Origin of the sequence: Sphaerisporangium perillae, from assembly GCF_023276435.1 — a bacterium.
Taxonomy (GTDB): domain Bacteria; phylum Actinomycetota; class Actinomycetes; order Streptosporangiales; family Streptosporangiaceae; genus Sphaerisporangium; species Sphaerisporangium perillae.
In genome coordinates this window covers 1-16,890 of record NZ_JALLPO010000034.1, presented here as the reverse complement: position 1 = coordinate 16,890, position 16,890 = coordinate 1, and the positions used below count along the sequence as shown (strand labels likewise).

Sequence of the window (16,890 nt, the reverse complement as noted above, 5' to 3'; positions counted from 1 at the left end):
GAAGGACCGTGATGAACAGTGCACAGCCGAACGGCGCGCGGCCGGACAACGCACCGCCGAACGGCGCGCGGCCGGACAGTGCACGGCCGAACGGCGCGCGACGCTCATATGAGGCGCGCGTCCTGGTCGTACCACTGGGCACCGACGCCACGAGGGCACAGGTGGCCATGCTCGGGTCGGGTCTCGACGGCCTGATGACCGTCCGGGGCGTGACCGCGTCGACGGGTGTGGACGGCGACGTGCCGCGGCTCGGGTCGGTCCCGCTGGGCGAGCACGGCTGGCGTCCCGCCTTCGACGACCTCGGCGTCGCCGAACTGGTGGACACCGCCGACATGGTGGTGCTGCTGGCCACCGACCTCGCCGAGGTACCCGGGCCCCTGTGCCTGAACCTGGCCGAGGCCGCCCGGGCCAACGGCTCCCTGATCGCCGCCCTCGTGGTCGGCTCCCGGAACTGGGACACCCCTATGGGCAACACGGCGATGGCGACGCTGCGCGAGGCCGCGGACATGCTCGTCGTCCTGCGGGGCACCGAGCTCGCGGCGCACTTCCTCGACGTACTGCGGGGTGGCCCCCGCGAACCCGCCGTGGCGTCATGACGGCGGTACCCCCGTGGCGTCGTGATGGCGGTACCCCGCACCCAGATCTGCGAAGGCGAACACCATGACCATGCTGAGCGAGAATCCCGCGGCCACGCTGCACGGGGCCGACCCGGACAGACGTGACCTACTGGTGCGAAGCACGACGTGGGAAGCCGACGACGTGATGTCCCTGCGTCTCGTCGATCCGGACGGTGGCGAGCTGCCCGCCTGGGAACCCGGCGCGCACATCGACCTGGTGCTGCCCTCGGGCCTGGTGCGGCAGTACTCGCTGTGCGGCCGACCGGCCGACCGGGGTTGCTACACCGTGGCGGTGCTGCGCGAGGCGGCAGGCCGCGGCGGGTCTCAGGAGCTGCATGAGACCGTGCTGCCGGGCAAGACCATCTCGGTCCGCGGCCCGCGGAACAGGTTTCCGCTGGTCGAAGCGGCTCGGTACCTGTTCGTCGCCGGGGGGATCGGCATAACGCCGATCCTCGCGATGGTCCGGGACGTCAGCGCACGGGGCGCCGAGTGGCGCCTTGTCTACGGCGGGCGGTCACGCTCATCCATGGCGTTCGTGGAGGAGCTGGTCGAGCTGGGCGAGGACCGCGTCGAAATCGTTCCGCAGGACGAGCTGGGCATTCCGGATCTCGACGCGGCGCTGGCCCAGAGCGGGCCGGGCACGGCCGTTTACTGCTGCGGGCCCGAGGGCCTGTTGGCGGCAGTGGAGCGGCGGTGTGCCGAGGGCCCGATGAGCCTGCACACGGAGCGCTTCGGCTCGACGGGCGCGGCACGAGCGGCCGAGCCGGTTGTCGTGAGCCAGGTGACCACCTTCGAGGTCGAGCTGCGGCGCAGCGGCTGTGTGGTCACCGTCCCGTCCGACCGCACCATTCTCGACGCGGTGCGCGACGTCGTACCCGAAGCCATGTCCTCGTGCGAGGAGGGATACTGCGGCACCTGCGAGACCCGCGTCATCGAGGGCGTGCCCGAACACCACGACACCATCCTGAGCGACAAGGAACGCCAGGCGGGCAAGACGATGATGATCTGCGTCGGCAGGTCCAGAACCCCTCGCCTGGTCCTCGACATATAGGGGCCGACGCGCAGGACGGCGCGGCCGCCGGCTGCCGGATCCGGAATTCCTCTTCTGTGCTCGCTCCGTGGAAGCCCCGAGGGGCTGACCGTGTTGCGATCGCGGCGGGCGCCCGCGCGGTCTGGCTCCCGCTCGGCGCGATCGACCAGGCCGCCGCCCAGCGCGCCCTCGGCGCCGGGCTCGATGTCGTCATGGACCGCTGCCCGGGCGTCGAGTGGGCACTGTGCCGAGGATGAGCGGCCCGCATCCAGCTCGGTCCCCGGGGCGTCAGCGCAGCGGCTCATAGACCGTGCCCGCCTGAAGAGCACCAACCGGCGTCCCTACGCCACCGCACGTCGTACATCAGGTGGCGAGGCCGCACAGGTCACGCGATCGCCTTTCCACAGGTTCACGAATCGGCGGACATCGACGCAAGGTGGCGGTTTCTGCCGGTACGGTCGGGGACAGCCGTGGGGGAGGAGATCATCATCATGCGCGAAGCCGAGCACAGCGAGGTGACGTTCGGGAGCAGGGTGCGTGGCTGCCTGCTCGGTGGGGCGATGGGTGACGCGCTGGGGGCGCCGATCGAGTTCGAGTCCATCGCGGCCATCCGCCACCTCCATGGTCATGCCGGGCTCACCGACCTCGCTCCCGATTGGCGCGGAAAGGTCGGTCTGATCACGGACGACACCCAGATGACGCTGTTCACGGTCGAAGGGCTGATTCGCGCCAACGTCCGTGGACGGCACCGGGGCATCGGCGGTGCCGAGGTCGCCGTCGTGCGCCACGCGTACCTGCGCTGGCTCGACACCCAGCAGCACTCCGCGCCGCCGCCAGGGAATGACATGGTGCGCACCGGCTGGTTGCGGGAACAGTCCTGGCTCTACTCGCGGCGCGCACCCGGCAACGCCTGCCTGTCCGGCCTGCACCACGAACTCGGCCCGATGGCCGCCGCCGGCGAACCCGGTGCGATCAATCCCGGCTCCAAGGGATGCGGCACCGTCATGCGCTCGGCCCCGTTCGGTCTGGCGGTTCAGGAAGAGGAGATGGCTTTCCGGCTCGCGGCTCGGTGCGCCCAGATCACTCACGGCCACCCCACGGGTTATCTCGCCGCCGGAGCCTTCGCCGCCATCATCTTCTTCCTCGTGCGAGGCGACACCACGGCGCAGGCGGTACGGCGGACCCTTGACCTGCTGGCCGAGCACCCTGCACACGACGAGACCACGAAGGCGCTCGAAACCGCGGTCGCGCTGGCCGCCAAGGGGAACCCGTCCCCAGAGGCCGTGGAGACGCTAGGAGGCGCGTGGGTGGCCGAGGAAGCACTCTCCATCGCCGTCTACAGCGCCCTGATGCACGAACACGACTTCGAGCAAGCCCTGCTCCTGGCCGTGAACCACTCCGGCGACAGCGACTCCACCGGCGCCATCTGCGGCAACCTCCTGGGAGCCCGGCACGGCGACACCGCCCTCCCCCTGCGGTGGCTGTCACAGCTGGAAGGCCGGGACACCATCACCGAACTCGCCGACGACTTCGCGACCGAGTTCACCGGGCGCCACGTCTCCTTCGCCAAATACCCAGGATGCTGAGGTGCCGTACTAAGCGTCACGACCGGTGGCCGGATGACCACCGGCCTGATCACCAGCAATGTGATCTCTGCAGAAAGGTCACGCAGGACCTCGACCTCACGCCCGTCACACTGACACGGGCGGCCGTTCGTGCGGCGCGCCGGTGCCGTGGGTGGCGGCGAGGCGCAGCGATCGGTACAGCAGACGGGCGTCGCCGAGCCGGTGGCGGAGGAGCTTCTCCAACCCGCCGATGGGCACGAGGTTCTGCGGAGCGCGCGGGTCCTTGTAGTCGACGCCGGCGAGAGGCGGCAGCAGGCGCGAGACCGCGTCCGCGAGGCCGATCACCTCGTCCGCGAACAGGTCGGCACCGGCCTCGCAGCGTACGATCCCGGCCCACGGCGTCGCGGACCGGATGGGCAGCCGGAGGTACCAGGCGTGCCGGCTCCAGCTGGTGCCCATCAGGAAGACGGGCGTGCGCTGCCCCGGAAGCAGCGCCGAGACGATGGCGGCCTGCGGCGAAGGAAGGTAGGCGGTGTGGTGCGTCTTGATGTAGCCGACGGTACGCGGCAGGTGGGTACGGCCACGCAGCGGCCCGTCCACCAGGAGCAGGTCATCGGAGCCGGCCTGGGCGCGGTAGCGGATCGCGACGTCGACTTCGAGCTCCGCGAGATGCTGCTGGAGAGCCAGGGAGAGCTGGTCCATCGTGGCACCGGACGCCCTGCGCCCCTGGTAGGTGGCGGCGGCGGTCACGATGTCCGGCACGTCGGGCGAGGCGCTGAACACCGACCGGCTCACCTCGACATCGACCAGGGTCGCCGGCGTGCCGCCGCCGGGAACGCAGCGGACGATCCCGGCCGCCAACGAGGCGGCGATGCCCGGCAGCGGCACGGCGCCGTCGGGCTGATGGGCCCACACCCGGGCGTCGATCCGGCGCACCCCGTCGGCGACGAGCAGGACGCCGGGAGCCGCGGCGCTCGATGCGGGCGAGATGGGACGCCAGTCGGCGCCCGGGACCTCGATGCCCAGATCGAGCTCGGCGGTGGTGATCTTCTGCTCGCCGAGAGCCTCGTGGTCGAGCGCCGCGCCGTAACCGGGATCCCAAGGGTCGACGGTGAAACCCGGCCGCGGAGCCGTGATCGTCATGATGCCGCCTTCCGCAGATGAGATCCCCTGGTGTCGCGGGTGACCTCGAATCGTACCGGCACCCGGTCGGCCAGAGCGGGGACATGGGTGACCAGCCCGACCATGCGCTCCCGGCTGATGGCCAGGCGTTCGAGCGTCGTGGCGACCGTGTCGAGCGTGGCCGGGTCGAGGGTGCCGAAGCCTTCGTCCAGGAAGATCGAGTCGAGGCTGCGGGAGGCGGCGGCCGCCAGCCCCGCGACCTGCTCTGACAGTGCGAGCGCGAGGGCCAGCGCGGCCTGGAAGGTCTCGCCGCCCGACAGGGTGCGCACGTTGCGCCGCATCCCCGCCTCGGCATGGTCGACGACCTCGATCTCGTTCCTTCCGCCGAGGGCCAGCTCGTACTGGCCGTCGGACAGCTCGCGCAGGGTGTCGGACGCCGCGGCGACGAGCAGTTCCAGCGCCTCGGAGCACAGCCATCGTTCGAAAGCGTCGGCACGCAGCAGTTGTGCCAGCTCGTGGGCGACCCGTGCTTCCTGGTCCTTCTCCGTGGCCTGCTCGGTGAGTTCGGTGGCGAGCCTGCGGTTCTCCCGGACCCGCTCCACCAGGGTCTCGGCTCGGGTGACCGCCTTGACGACGGTCTCGGCGATCGCGTCCGGTGTGGGCTCGGAATCAATGGAGATCTCATGGTCGACGAGCCGCTTGAGGAGCAGGACACGCTCGCCGTCTTGCCTGCGCTCCATCTGGGTCAGTTCTTCGTCGTGTACGGCCATCGCCGACCGCCGGCTCTCGGCGGCTCGATCGCGCCAGGCGAGGAGTTCGGTCCAGGCCCGGTGGAGGTCGTCGCGGTCGAGCGGCGGCGCGCCGAGGGCGACGACCGTGTCGCGCGCCGCGTCCAGGTCCCGCCAGGACTGTTCGGCCTTCCGCCCGGCCTCATCGGCACGCCGCTGAACCTCCGCCAGCCGTGAACGAGCCGCCTTCATGGCCTGCCTGGCCTGCGTGACCGCGTCCTCCGCCTCGTGGATCGTGCCCAGCCTCGACGCGATCTCGTCCCGGTCTCCGGAGAGGGACAGGGCGGCGAGACTCTCACCCAGTTCGTCGGCTCGGCGCGTCGCCACGGTGGCCTGGGTCTCAGCCTTGCCATGCCGGGTTCGACCCTGTTCGGCCTGCTTCCTGGCCGCGTCGACCGCCCGCCTGGCCGTTTCGAGGTCGGAGAGGGCGGGATGGTGGGGCAGTTCGGTGACGGGACGCAGACAGGTCGGGCAGGGCTCGCCGACCGAGAGCCGCTGGGCCAGCTCAGCCGCGGCATGGGCGTCGCGGAGCCGGTTCCACTCCTGCTCGGCGTCGGCGAGAGCGGTCGCGCACTTCTCGGCTTCGGCGCCGAGCCGGCGCAGGTCAGCCTGTGCCCGTTCGGCTTCCGCGTTCGCTCTGGCGAGGTCGGCGCTCAGCCGATCGTGGTCGTCGAACGCGGTCAGGTGGGCGGTGAGCGCGGCCTTGTCTCCGAGCGCGGCCAGGTCCTCGTGGGCCCGCTGCTCCTCGGCCTCCAGACGGGAGACCTCATCGGCGCGTGCCTTCACCTCGTTGCCGACCTGGCGCAGCGTGGCCGCGAGGGCGGGTGCGTCGCCGGGCATGGCGAGAGCGTCCAGCGGAGCGAGCCGCTGGGCAGCGGCCGCCCGTTCCTCCCTGGCCTTCCGTAGCGTCTCATCGCCGGCGCGCAAGGAGTCGACATCGGCCCTGATCTGAGCCGTGAAGGCGCGCAATGACGTGAGCCGGTCGGTGGCCGCCCGCTCCGCCGCCTCGTCGGCGTCGGACAGCTTGGCCAGCCGGTCGCGGGCGAATGCGGCGCTCTGCCTGGCCACGGCCTCCTCGCGGCCGGCACGCTCCCGGATCTGGTCGTACACCTCGGCGCCGAGGAGCTGGACCAGCAGGTCCTGCCGCTCGCGTGGCTGGGCGTGCAGGAACTCGGCGAACCTGCCCTGGGGCAGCACCACGCACTGGGTGAAGAACTTGTACTCCAGGCCGGTGATGCGCTGCACCTCAGCGGTCACGGCCTCGCCCTCGGCGACCGGCCGGATCACCGCCTCCAGCAGCTCGGCGAGCTCCGCCGTGGCCGGGACCGCGGGGTCCAGCTCGTCGATCCGGGCCTCCTTGGTGTGAACCTTGCCTTTCGCGTCGCGGCGGACGGCTCGGACGACGGCGTGCCGACGGCCGGAGCTCTCGAAGACGAGCGCCACCTTGCCGGCGGTGGCGGAGGGCGCCAGGGCGTGCGCGATGACGTTCTCCTTGCCCCAGCGCGGCACGGTGCCGTAGAGGGCGAAGCAGATCGCGTCGATGACCGTGCTCTTACCGGCTCCGGTCGCGCCGACGAGCGCGAAGTAGTCCACGTCGGCGAAGTCGACGGTGACCGGCTCGCGGAAGCTGCCGAAATTGTCCATGTGAAGCCGCACCGGGCGCATCAGCTTGCCACCTCGTCGTAGAGCCGGTTGAACAACTTCTCGACCTGGTCGTTCTGCCTGCCCGTGGCTGTCAGGTAGCCGCGGAACAGCTCCCTGGGGCTGTGCGCGGTACCCGCCGCGCCCTGCGATCGGGAGGCGCGCACCGGGCGGAACCGCTCGTCGAGTTCGACGTCCAAAGCACCGGGCAGGATCTCGCGTACCGTCTCGGCGAGCCCGGGCCGCGGCCTCTCCGCCACGATCACCCGCAGCCAGGTGTCCGCGAGTTCGCCCGCCATGGCCTCCAGTTCCTCCAGCGTGCCGCTCACCGTGGCGAGGGCACGAGCCGAGGCGATGGTCGCCTCGCGCACCACGGCGGGCCGCCCGGGTTCCACGGTCACCAGGAGCGCCCCAGGGGTGTTGGCCTCCTCGCCGAAGTCGACCGCGATCGGCGAGCCGCTGTACCAGATGGGGCACGGGCCCGGCAGCTGCTGGCGCCGGTGCAGGTGACCGAGAGCGGCGTACTGGGTCGAGACGGGGAAGGCGGCGGCCTCGAAGTAGTAGGAGAAGATGGACTGCGCCTCGCGCTCGCCTCCCCCGAACTTCCCACTGGGAAGCGTGCCGTGGGTGGTGACGAGGTTGACGGTGTCGGAGGCGAAGCCCGAGGTCAGGGCGCCGAGCAGCTCGCCGATGCGCTGAGCGTAGTCGCGGTTGTGCTCGGCGGTGGTGCCCGCGAGCACCTCGGCGGCGCGGACGACGTACCGGTGGGACAGAAACGGCAGCACCGCGAGCCGTACCGGCTCACCCGAGCGGGCCGTGAACGCCAGCGTGCCACCGTGATCCGGTCGCCGGAACGTTCCGATGATCTGGACGCCGAGCTTGCCGAGCACCGGCCGGTACACCTCCAGCAGGTGCGGGTTGTCGTGGTTGCCCGCCAGCACGACCACCTCGCGCCCGCCCTCCCGCAGCGCCATCAGCGTGTTCAGCACCAGGGACTGCGCCTCCGGCGTCGGCGCGGAGGTGTCGAAGAGGTCGCCGGCCACGATCACCGCGTCGACGTCCTCCTCACGCGCCAGCTGGACCAGTTCGCGCAGCACCGCGCGGTGCTCGTCGACGCGGGTCCGGCCCTTGAGAACCTTGCCGACATGCCAGTCGGCGGTGTGCAGAATCTTCATCCGTTTCCTTCTACAGCGGGGAAGTCTCGGAACGGGGGCGTGCCGGCGGGGTGGCCCCCCGGGCGCGCAGGCGTCTCAGAACGGGGGGATGTCGTCGTCGGCACCAGGGAGGCCGGCGAAGGGGTCGGCGCGGCGCGCGGCGCGCGCCGGAGCGGCGGCCGCCTCCGATGGGCGCGTCGCCCAGGCGGGGAACGGGAAGGTGACGGCGAGCGGCACGGGAATCTCCGGCTGGGCGACGAACATGGTGCCCGGCTTGGCGATCGTGGCGCGTTCCCGTACAGCCGGCGGCAACCAGCCGTACTCCGAACGGGCGGCCTCCGCGGGGTCGAGCCGCCCGGCGACCCGGACCGCGCAGTTGGCCACGATGCGCCGCTCGACCTCAGAGGCGGTCTGCTGAGCGCCGATGAGGATGACGCCGAGGGAACGTCCCCGCTCCGCCACGTCGAGCAAGATCTCCTTGATCGGCGAATCGCCTTCGCGCGGCGCGTACTTGTTCAGCTCGTCCAGCACCACGAACAGCAGCGGCCGGGCCGTGCCGGTGCTCTCCTTGCGGGCGAACTCTCCGCGCAGGACCACGCCGACCACGAACCGCTGGGCCCGTTCCGGCAGGTTGTGCAGGTCGACGATGGACACCTGCGCATCAGAGGTGCTGATCGTGCGCTGGAGGCCGGGCGGCAGATCGCCGCGGATGATCGGTGCCAGTGGCCGGACCGCGCTGCGGAGCCGTCGCAGGAACGCGTTCACCGTGCCGAGCGGTGTCGGCGAACCCGTCCAGGTCGTACGCGTGTCCTCGTCGGCGAGCTGGTCGCCGATGAAGTCGACCAGGTCGGCGAAGGTACGGCAGGTGGGCGTGGTTCCCCCGTCGGGGAGTCTGATCGTGACCGCGCCTGCATCGCCCACCGGTTGCGCCCAAGACTGCAGCCTGGCGGCGATCTGGCCGATGAGCAGGGAGTACTGCGAGCGCTCGTCATCGGCGTCGGCGAACGCGAATCGCAGCAGTTCCTGCGCGCAGAACTCCGCCAGCGTCCAGTAGTAGGCGCTCACCCCCTGGGTTCTGGCGGACACGTGCGGCACGCCGTTGGGATCGCCGGGCCGCGGTGGCGCGAACACGTGGACGCTGCCGAACGGCCGGGCGGGCAGGCCGAGCCGGCCGTAGGCGCTCTTGGCGCGATCGTCGAGCCGGGTGTTGGCGTGGTCGAGGAACAGCAGGTCCTCGCCCTTGACCGAGAAGATCAGCGCCTTGGTGTTGGCCGCCTCCACCTCCAGCACCCCGGAGTTGAAGATCGAGTAGAGCAGGAACGTCGCGAACGAGGTCTTGGTGGCCACGCCCGACACTCCGGAGATCGACACGTGTGCGCCGCGTGTGCCGTCCAGGAAGTCGAAGTTGACGTACAGCGGCAGGCCGTCACGGCCCAGCCCCATGGGGATGCGCCGGTCCATGACGTCGAAGTACAACGCCTGGTCGCGGTCGTCCGCCTGGGCCCGGTAGACCGGTGAGCCGGGCAGCGGGGGCACGAAGACCTCCGGCTCGACCCGGGTGACCCGGACCTCGGCGCACTCCACCACCGCGGCGGGCAGGGCGCCGTCGGCGATGAGGAACACATCGGAGTCGAAGCTGGCCCCCTCGTGCCGGGCCTCGACGCCGGTGACGACTCCGGCCACCAGGACCGGCCCATGCCCGGGCACCTCTCGCCGGGTCACCACGACGTCGTCGAGCTGCAGGACCCTGCCGGGTTCGAGCCCGACCCAGAACGACAGCGGCGAGGCCGCCTGCGTCCCGAGCACCCGCCCGACCGCCTCCCCCGACACGCTCGCCCCATTCTCGGTCGAATGGATGGCCATACCGTTCTGAGTCACCGAGCCCCTCCCGCCCCATACGTCGCCAGCACCCTCAGCCGCGCACAACCACACTAGGGCAAGCGCCGTCGTAGCGACGAGAAACCGAAATATCTCTGTGTCTTTGATTCACAAGACCACGAAAGCTCGTTCGACTTCGCCTCAGGCGGCGGGACCATCGTCACGGCCGTCCGCCCACGTCTCCAACGTGCTGCTCAAGCTGGGCGCGCGGCACCGCGGCGTGGCGATCGCCCGCGCCCGCGACGCCGGCCTCGGCGGCGAGCCGGGCCCCCGACCGGATCGCATCACGACGCCGGCCGGCGTCGTGAACTCCGTCCCGGGAGGTCCACTCCGGTGCGGCGCCCCCGGCCGTGACCTACCGGACCGTAATGAAATCGGCTGATCGATCGTGACATACGAGTAATTGTCGGCTTTACGATCTGTTGTCAAGATCCGGATAGGACGCTGCCTACGTCGGCCGCCGACATGGCGCCGCCGCGCAGCGCTGTCTATCTGGGAGGCATCCCAATGGCCTTCAAACGTCGCCGTACCCTTCTGACACTCCTGGCCGGGCTCGTCGCCGTGGTCATCGCCGGTGTGGGTGTGTTCTTCCTCCTCGAAGAGGAGTCCGGCAAGGCCGAGCCCGAGATGCCCGTCGCGCTCGGGCAGCATCTTGAACAGCTGCGCGAGGCCGCGCCGGGCCACGAGGAGCCGGGGGAAGGACCCGCCTCGGCCGCCGACGCCGAGTTCCAGAAGCGCGCCTACCCCGCCGACACCATCAAGGTCGCACAGGTCGACGCGGCCAAGGCGGCGGCCGACAAGGCCGAGGTCCGCACCCTGTCCGCGGACAAGGCCAAGGGCCGCGTCTGGAAACCTCTCGGTCCCGACCAGGCCCTATATCCGGACACCGACCTGCGCAACTCCTTCAGTTACGTCCCCAATGAGTACATCGCCTCGGGACGTACGACGGCGATCGCGATCGGAAGCTCCTGCACGACCCTGCGCTGCCGCCTGTACGTCACCCCGTCGGGAGGCGGCCTGTGGCGAACGGACAACGCCCTTGACGGCCGGCCCCGATGGAAGTACCTCGGCGCCTCGCTCGGCGTCAACGCGGCCGGGGCGGTGACCGTCGACAGCAACGACCGCTCCGGCAACACCATCTACCTGGGCACCGGCGAGGCGAACGTCTGCGGGTCCGGCTGCGTGGCCGGTGTCGGCCTCTACAAGTCGACCGACGGCGGCGACACCTGGACCGGGCCGATCGGCAAGGCCGAGCTCGGCGGGAAGGGCATCGGCGACATCCTGGTCAAGCCGGGCTCGCCGAAGACCATTTACGTCGCCACGACCTCGGCGATGCGGGGCATGTCCAGCGTCTGCTGCAAGCCGCTACCGGAACGCCGCGTCCCCGACGCGGCCAAGTGGGGCCTTTACAAGTCCACCAACGGCGGGCGCACCTGGACGTTCATCCACAACGGCTCCGCGAACGCCGCCGAGTGCACCGGCAGCCAGACCGAGTTCACCAACGGCTCCGCCTGCTCGCCGCGTGGCGTCCGGCACATCGCGCTGGACCCGGTGAACCCCGGCATCGTGTACGCCTCCTCCTACGCCCGGGGCATCTGGCGCTCCCCGGACGGCGGCGCGACCTGGACGCAGATCAAGCCGTCGCTCAACCAGGCCGTCCTGCAGAGCCGCGCCGCGTTCGACGTGACGCGCCTGCCGAACGGCAAGACCCGCATGTACGTCAACGAGGGGAACAACGGGACGAACCCGGCGGTCTTCTCGCGCAGCGACGACGTCGCCACCGGCACCCCCGCGTTCACGACCCTGTCCAGCCCGGCCGTGGCGCAGCCCGGGTTCGCGACGTACAACCTGTGCGGGGGGCAGTGCTGGTACGACAACTTCGTCCACACGCCTCCGGGACGCCCCGACATGGTGTACGTCGGCGGTTCCTACGCCTACGGGGAGAACGTCGCCAACCACCGTGCCGTCGTCCTGTCGACGGACGCCGGCGTCTCGGCGACCGACATGACCTTCGACGGCACCGACCCGCTGCACCCGAACGGCCTGCACCCCGACCAGCACGACATCGTCGTCAACCCCGCCAACCCGTTCCAGTTCTTCGAGACCAACGACGGCGGCATCATGCGGTCGAGCGGCGCGTTCGTGAACCGCTCGACCTGGTGCGACGACCCCGCGCGCGGGCTCGGCGACACGGAGAAGGCGCGCTGCCGGCAGATGCTCTCGCGTATCCCGTCAGAGATCCGGGGCGTCAACGACGGGCTGTCGACGCTGCAGTTCCTGAGCCTGTCGGTCGACCCGCACAACAGCTCGGCCCTGCAGGGCGGCACGCAGGACAACGGCACGTGGGAGTCCGGCACGAGCCCCGGCAGGTGGCTCAACACCATGATCGGCGACGGCGGCCAGTCCGGCTTCGACACCGGGGTGAAGGAGTTCAGGTTCCACAACTTCTACGACGCCAGCACCGAGGTGAACTTCAACAACGGGAACATCGCGGACTGGATCTGGACGGCCGACCCGATCTACGGGCAACCCGGCACGCAGTTCTACGCGCCCATCATCAGCGATCCCAAGGTGAGCAAGACGATGTTCGCCGGTACCGCGTTCACCGCCTACCGCACCAAGACCGCCGGGCTCGGCGACCGGACGCTGGCAGAGGCCGACCGCATCTGCAACAGCTGGACCGGCACCTACGAGGCGGTATGCGGCGACTGGGCCGAACTCGGCCCGAACCGGCTGACCGCCGCCGTCTGGGGCGACCGGGCTGGTGGCGCGGTCGCGGCCATCGAGCGCACCGTGGCCGACACCTCCACCGCGTGGTCGGCCACATCGACCGGCCGCGTCTTCCTCTCCAGGAACGTCGACGCCGAGCCCGCGTCCTCGGTCTCCTGGACCCGGCTGGACGACGACGCTCCCACCCCGAACCGCTTCCCGTCCAGCATCTACGTCGACCCCGCCAACGGGAACCACGCCTGGATCTCCTACAGCGGGTTCAACTCCAACACCACCGCGACACCGGGACACGTCTTCGAGGTCACCTACAACCCGGGCACCGGCACCTCGTCGTGGACGGACCTGTCAGGCGACCTTGGAGACGTGCCGGTGAACGACCTCGTCCGCGACGACGTGACCGGTGACCTGTACGCCGCCAACGACTTCGGGGTGCTGCGCCTGCCCTCGGGCTCCACCGGCTGGACCGGTGCCGCGGCGGGTATGCCGAACCTCGAGGTGGCCGGTCTCACCATCCTGCCGGGCGAGCGCCTCCTGTACGCCGCCTCCCACGGCCTCGGCGCCTGGAAGCTGACGCTCAACTGACAGGCGCCCCTTATGTCCCGTACCCGCCGCCGAACCCGGCGGCGGGTACGGGACACAAACTCCCGGAATCCAGGAATCTCGGCGCCCCCTCGCCTGCGGACTCCGGGCCGTACGGTCCTTGACCGGTGGGGCGGTCAGCGTCCAGGCAACAGCGACTTGGCGATGTAGGCGACGATGGTCTTGTTGCCGTCGACCGCCTCGGCGACGATGAAGTCGACCGCGATGCTGCACAGCGCGTAGGCGTCGGACGCCCGCTCCGCTCTGCCGATCGCCGGGGACGACCCCGAGGCCAAGGCCGCCGGCCCCCATCTCGCTTTAGCGTCCGCCGGACACACTCGGCGGTCGCGAACCGTGATGGCCACCTGCCCGATTGCGCTGTTCTTCCAAGCTGGCCATAAGGGCAGCGTCCTCCACCATCTCCTTCTCCGAAGGAGTCAGAATAGCCAAAAGCGCCGTGACCATGGTGATCGGCGCAATGACGATCGCGAGCGGCACCAGGAAGGCGAAAGCGTCAACGCCTGAGACACTCGCTGGTTCCGTATTCAGCTCGACGATCATCGCGTACATGCCGGTGTAATGCATTCCGCTTACGGCCGCACCCATGATCAGAGCCGCACCGGTGATCGCGAAAAGCCGCCTTACCCGCAGCGTGAACCAGAGTGCCACAGTGGCCGCCACGATAGCGATGATCACGGAGGCGACGACAATCGGCGGGTCGTAGGATACGTGGGCAGACATGTTCATGGCGTACATGCCCATGTAGTGCATACCGGCCACGCCGAGCCCCGTGAGCAGGCCGCCGCCGAGCAACGCGGGCGTTCGACCGCGCCCCAGAAAGACGAGAAACAACCCTGCGCCGACCACGACGATCGAGACAAGAGCCGACGCGATGGTGAGCGGCACGTCATACTTGATCTGTGTGCCCTCCACTTCGAAGCCCATCATCGCGATGAAGTGCATAGTCCAGATCCCAGTCCCGCCGATGGAGATCGCCGCACCCACAAGCCAACCGTTACGCGAGACGCCGGTGGAGGCATGCGCCCGGACGGTCATCCGTAGTCCGAGAACTGACCCTACGCACGACATCGCGTAGGCGATTACCAGCGTGAGCGGACCTTGCGCAAAATGGTTGACAGTGGTCATGATGTGAGATTCCTCGATATCAACTGTTCGAACCTGATCGAGATGTAGCCCTGCGGTCTACTCGGGGGGAGATCGGGCCTGAAGGAGCCGTGGCCCCGTCGACCGCTCCTGCTGTCGAAGCAAGATTCCACAAGAGAGGATCCGCAGTCAACGAAGTCGACCTATCTGAGGCGATCGTTATCTGATGTCCGGATCGACAATGGCGAGCAGTGGCCTGTCATATAGGACCGCGGCCCAGGCAGGAGCCTGGTTGTGCTTCGAGAACGAGGCCGGCCAAAGGGCTGCACCGCGGCCGACTACGCCGCGTTGATCCACGCTGCGCGTTTCTGGCGATACGGCCGGGGTCAGCCGTGCGGGAGGAGATCACCATCATGCGCGAAGCCGAGCAGAGCGACGTGACGTTCGGGAGCAGAGTGGTGTGGCTGCCTGCTCGGTGGGGCGGTCAGCGTCCGGGCAACAGCGACTTGGCGATGTAGGCGACGATGGTCTTGTTGCCGTCGACCGCCTCGGCGACGATGAAGTCGACCGCGATGCTGCACAGCGCGTAGGCGTCGGCGGTCGTCAGCGCACCACCCGTGGCCTCGACGAGATAGCCGACCGCCTCCTCGACGGCGATCTGCAGCGCGACGTCGAGATCGGCGTCGATGCCCATGCACCAGAAGTAGTCGTCACTCTCCGCGCGCGGCCACTCGATGCTCGCGCCCTTACGGACGATGAACTGCGCGGTGAACGCCATCGAGTGCTCGACGGCGGTCTGGTCCACTTCACCGTGGCCCTGCGCGCCGTGCGTGTCGCCCGCGTAGAACATGGCGCCCGGCTGGAAGACCGGCAGGTACAGCGTCGTACCGGCGACAAGGTCGCGGAAATCCAGGTTGCCGCCCCACCGGTTCGGCGGGTTGGCGGAGACGAAGCCGGCCGACGTGGGCGGCGCGACTCCGGTGATTCCGGCGAACGGCTTGAACGGGACCTTGATGCCGTGCCCGAACGAGTAGTAGCGGTTGGAGGGGTCCAGCCGGAGCAGGCGGTCCGATGCCGTGTCCAGCAGATCGCCGCAGACGCCTCGGCCCGGGCCGGTGCTGTTCACGCCGTACGGGACGCGCGGAGACACATCCAGGATACGGATCTCCAGTACGTCTCCAGGTTCGGCGCCCCTCACATGAATCGGGCCGGTGAGGATGTGGCCGCTGGAGCCGGCCGGGCGGGGGTTCTTCGCGACCTCCGCCAGCTCGGGCAGCACCTGGTCGGCGGGCACGCCCAACGCCTCGAAGTACGCTACCGGCCCCTGGGCGGCCGACACTCCGGACTGGTTGACGGCATCGATCCTGACGACCGTGCCGGAGTCCACGGTCAGCACCGGCGCCCGGTCAGTGGGGAAGTAACCCCAGATCGCGGTCTCCTGGGTGGTCTTGAGCACGACCGGTTCCGGGTAGCCGTTTCGCGACGGCGGCGTAGCGGCGGCCGCACTGGTGGAAAGTCGATGGCGGAACGGATCGCCACTCTTGCTCCGGGAGCACATGTCGACAAAGCCTCCCACATACCTCCCACCCGGCAGTGGATCGGAGCGCCCGGCAAGTACCACCTCACGAACCCTCGCACGGCGGCTGACATCACCAGGCGTGCCAAAGGGCGACATGGCGGCCGAAGGCGGCGGGCAGCTCGGGTCGGCTCTGGGAGAAATCCGGCGCGCCGGGCGGCGGTGTCGCGTTGACTGGCGGCGGGACCACGTCACGGAGAGGAACGCATGGGCGAGCACGATGCCTTCTGGATCGACCACGGCCACGACCGGGAGCTCGCCGCCGGCGGGTCGAGCCACTACGCCGAGCACGTACGGGCCAACGTCGCGGCGTTCGACGGCTCATGGGGCGACATCGCGCCGGTCACCTTCGCCTGCGCCGCCTGGCGGCTCGCCATCACACCCTCGCCGCCGTACGTGCGCCGGCACCGCCGCATCCTGTCCGCCGCCTGCGACCGCAACCCCTGGGACGGCACGCTCACCGCCCACCTCCTGCTCGTGTCACCACTGCCCGCCGAGCTCACCGCCTCCCGCGAATGGTGGCACGACCGCGGCTGGCGCGAGTGGCCGCAGACCTTCGGCCAGTACCTGGAGCCCACCGACCAGGACCTGACCCGCGCCCCCTTCCTGCGGACCACCCTGCTCATCGACGCCCCGATCCCCCTCGACGCCCTCCCACCCGCCCCCGATGGCCCTTCGGATTCCCTCCCCGACACCGCCCGCCTGGCGGTCACCGCCCTGGTCAGAGAGCTCAACGCCCTGCTCACCCCGATCATCCGCAAACTGGAGACCGCCCAGACCCCCGGCTGACCGGCGCCGGTCTCGCACTCACCGGGAAGGCCCGCCACGATGGGACCAGAACGCAGGCTCCGCGGCGAGGCACCGGTATCAGCCGCAGGCCCCCAAACGAGGCACCGGCCCGCCGCTAGGGCGTGTTCGGAGTTCCGATCTTTTGAGTCGCCGCAGCCGAATCCCGGAAGATCCACCTTTGTCGACCTGGCAGACGATCAGGAGCCATGATCTCTGCCGCCTACCAGCGGAGATTACTCCCGATACCGTCAGGCCAGCACCTCCCACTTGCGGAAACAGGATGGAAACTACTCAGCGGGTCTCAAGAGAGCTTCCGC

The 16,890-nt window shown here is 69.8% G+C and carries 13 protein-coding genes; 6 read left to right on the top strand and 7 right to left on the bottom strand.

Features of this window, described 5'->3' with window-relative positions; translation table 11 throughout:
• Positions 1 to 11 precede the first annotated feature (11 nt).
• The 4 genes from MYF83_RS29460 (at position 12) to MYF83_RS29445 (ending at position 3,233) form a co-directional block, all read left to right on the top strand.
• The gene (locus MYF83_RS29460; protein WP_248963999.1) at positions 12 to 596 is read left to right on the top strand and encodes a hypothetical protein; all 585 of its coding nucleotides are present in this window, start codon (positions 12 to 14) and stop codon (positions 594 to 596) included.
• 64 nt (positions 597 to 660) lie between these two features.
• A complete protein-coding gene (locus MYF83_RS29455) occupies positions 661 to 1,668 on the top strand; it encodes a PDR/VanB family oxidoreductase (RefSeq protein WP_248963998.1) in 1,008 nt (335 codons plus the stop codon).
• Positions 1,669 to 1,724: 56 nt separating this feature from the next.
• Positions 1,725 to 1,904, top strand: a complete 180-nt coding sequence (locus MYF83_RS43950; protein WP_248963997.1) for a CoA-binding protein — start codon at positions 1,725 to 1,727, stop codon at positions 1,902 to 1,904.
• A gap of 234 nt (positions 1,905 to 2,138) precedes the next feature.
• Entirely contained in the window at positions 2,139 to 3,233 is a 1,095-nt protein-coding gene (locus MYF83_RS29445; RefSeq protein ID WP_248963996.1) for an ADP-ribosylglycohydrolase family protein, read from the top strand.
• 105 nt (positions 3,234 to 3,338) lie between these two features.
• Here MYF83_RS29445 and MYF83_RS29440 read toward each other — a convergent pair whose 3' ends face one another.
• From MYF83_RS29440 to MYF83_RS29425, 4 genes are all read right to left on the bottom strand, one after another.
• Positions 3,339 to 4,355: a hypothetical protein gene (locus MYF83_RS29440; RefSeq protein WP_248963995.1), complete on the bottom strand. Its 1,017-nt coding sequence runs from the start codon at positions 4,353 to 4,355 to the stop codon at positions 3,339 to 3,341.
• Positions 4,352 to 6,787, bottom strand: a complete 2,436-nt coding sequence (locus MYF83_RS29435) for an AAA family ATPase (protein WP_248963994.1) — start codon at positions 6,785 to 6,787, stop codon at positions 4,352 to 4,354. The genes MYF83_RS29440 and MYF83_RS29435 overlap by 4 nt, the downstream gene beginning before the upstream one ends.
• Positions 6,787 to 7,938, bottom strand: a complete 1,152-nt coding sequence (locus MYF83_RS29430) for an exonuclease SbcCD subunit D (RefSeq protein WP_248963993.1) — start codon at positions 7,936 to 7,938, stop codon at positions 6,787 to 6,789. The genes MYF83_RS29435 and MYF83_RS29430 overlap by 1 nt, the downstream gene beginning before the upstream one ends.
• 75 nt (positions 7,939 to 8,013) lie before the next feature.
• Entirely contained in the window at positions 8,014 to 9,795 is a 1,782-nt protein-coding gene (locus MYF83_RS29425) for an ATP-binding protein (protein ID WP_248963992.1), read from the bottom strand.
• Positions 9,796 to 10,302: 507 nt separating this feature from the next.
• Here MYF83_RS29425 and MYF83_RS29420 point away from each other — a divergent pair.
• Positions 10,303 to 13,107: a WD40/YVTN/BNR-like repeat-containing protein gene (locus tag MYF83_RS29420; RefSeq protein WP_248963991.1), complete on the top strand. Its 2,805-nt coding sequence runs from the start codon at positions 10,303 to 10,305 to the stop codon at positions 13,105 to 13,107.
• A 134-nt stretch (positions 13,108 to 13,241) separates the two neighbouring features.
• On the opposite strand, the gene MYF83_RS29415 is transcribed toward MYF83_RS29420, so the two are convergent.
• The 3 genes from MYF83_RS29415 to MYF83_RS29405 all read right to left on the bottom strand — a co-directional run bounded on the left by MYF83_RS29415 (position 13,242) and on the right by MYF83_RS29405 (position 15,664).
• Positions 13,242 to 13,400 carry a hypothetical protein gene (locus MYF83_RS29415; RefSeq protein WP_248963990.1) on the bottom strand — a complete coding sequence of 53 codons (159 nt, stop codon included), beginning with the start codon at positions 13,398 to 13,400 and terminating at the stop codon, positions 13,242 to 13,244.
• Between the two features lie 22 nt (positions 13,401 to 13,422).
• On the bottom strand, positions 13,423 to 14,250 hold the full coding sequence (locus tag MYF83_RS29410; protein WP_248963989.1) for an MHYT domain-containing protein: 828 nt from the start codon (positions 14,248 to 14,250) through the stop codon (positions 13,423 to 13,425).
• A 442-nt stretch (positions 14,251 to 14,692) separates the two neighbouring features.
• Positions 14,693 to 15,664, bottom strand: a complete 972-nt coding sequence (locus MYF83_RS29405; RefSeq protein WP_248963988.1) for an acetamidase/formamidase family protein — start codon at positions 15,662 to 15,664, stop codon at positions 14,693 to 14,695.
• 327 nt (positions 15,665 to 15,991) lie between these two features.
• Here MYF83_RS29405 and MYF83_RS29400 point away from each other — a divergent pair, with 327 nt between their 5' ends.
• Positions 15,992 to 16,573, top strand: a complete 582-nt coding sequence (locus MYF83_RS29400; RefSeq protein WP_248963987.1) for a hypothetical protein — start codon at positions 15,992 to 15,994, stop codon at positions 16,571 to 16,573.
• Positions 16,574 to 16,890: the final 317 nt, after the last annotated feature.

Bases quoted from the DNA above. Each gene is read 5' to 3' on its own strand.
- MYF83_RS29420 (WP_248963991.1), top strand. From the start codon at position 10,303: ATGGCCTTCAAACGTCGCCGTACCCTTCTGACACTCCTGGCCGGGCTC.
- MYF83_RS29445 (WP_248963996.1), top strand. From the start codon at position 2,139: ATGCGCGAAGCCGAGCACAGCGAGGTGACGTTCGGGAGCAGGGTGCGT.
- MYF83_RS29440 (WP_248963995.1), bottom strand. From the start codon at position 4,355: ATGACGATCACGGCTCCGCGGCCGGGTTTCACCGTCGACCCTTGGGAT.
- MYF83_RS29430 (WP_248963993.1), bottom strand. From the start codon at position 7,938: ATGAAGATTCTGCACACCGCCGACTGGCATGTCGGCAAGGTTCTCAAG.
- MYF83_RS29455 (WP_248963998.1), top strand. From the start codon at position 661: ATGACCATGCTGAGCGAGAATCCCGCGGCCACGCTGCACGGGGCCGAC.
- MYF83_RS29400 (WP_248963987.1), top strand. From the start codon at position 15,992: ATGGGCGAGCACGATGCCTTCTGGATCGACCACGGCCACGACCGGGAG.
- MYF83_RS29435 (WP_248963994.1), bottom strand. From the start codon at position 6,787: ATGCGCCCGGTGCGGCTTCACATGGACAATTTCGGCAGCTTCCGCGAG.
- MYF83_RS29460 (WP_248963999.1), top strand. From the start codon at position 12: ATGAACAGTGCACAGCCGAACGGCGCGCGGCCGGACAACGCACCGCCG.
- MYF83_RS29410 (WP_248963989.1), bottom strand. From the start codon at position 14,250: ATGACCACTGTCAACCATTTTGCGCAAGGTCCGCTCACGCTGGTAATC.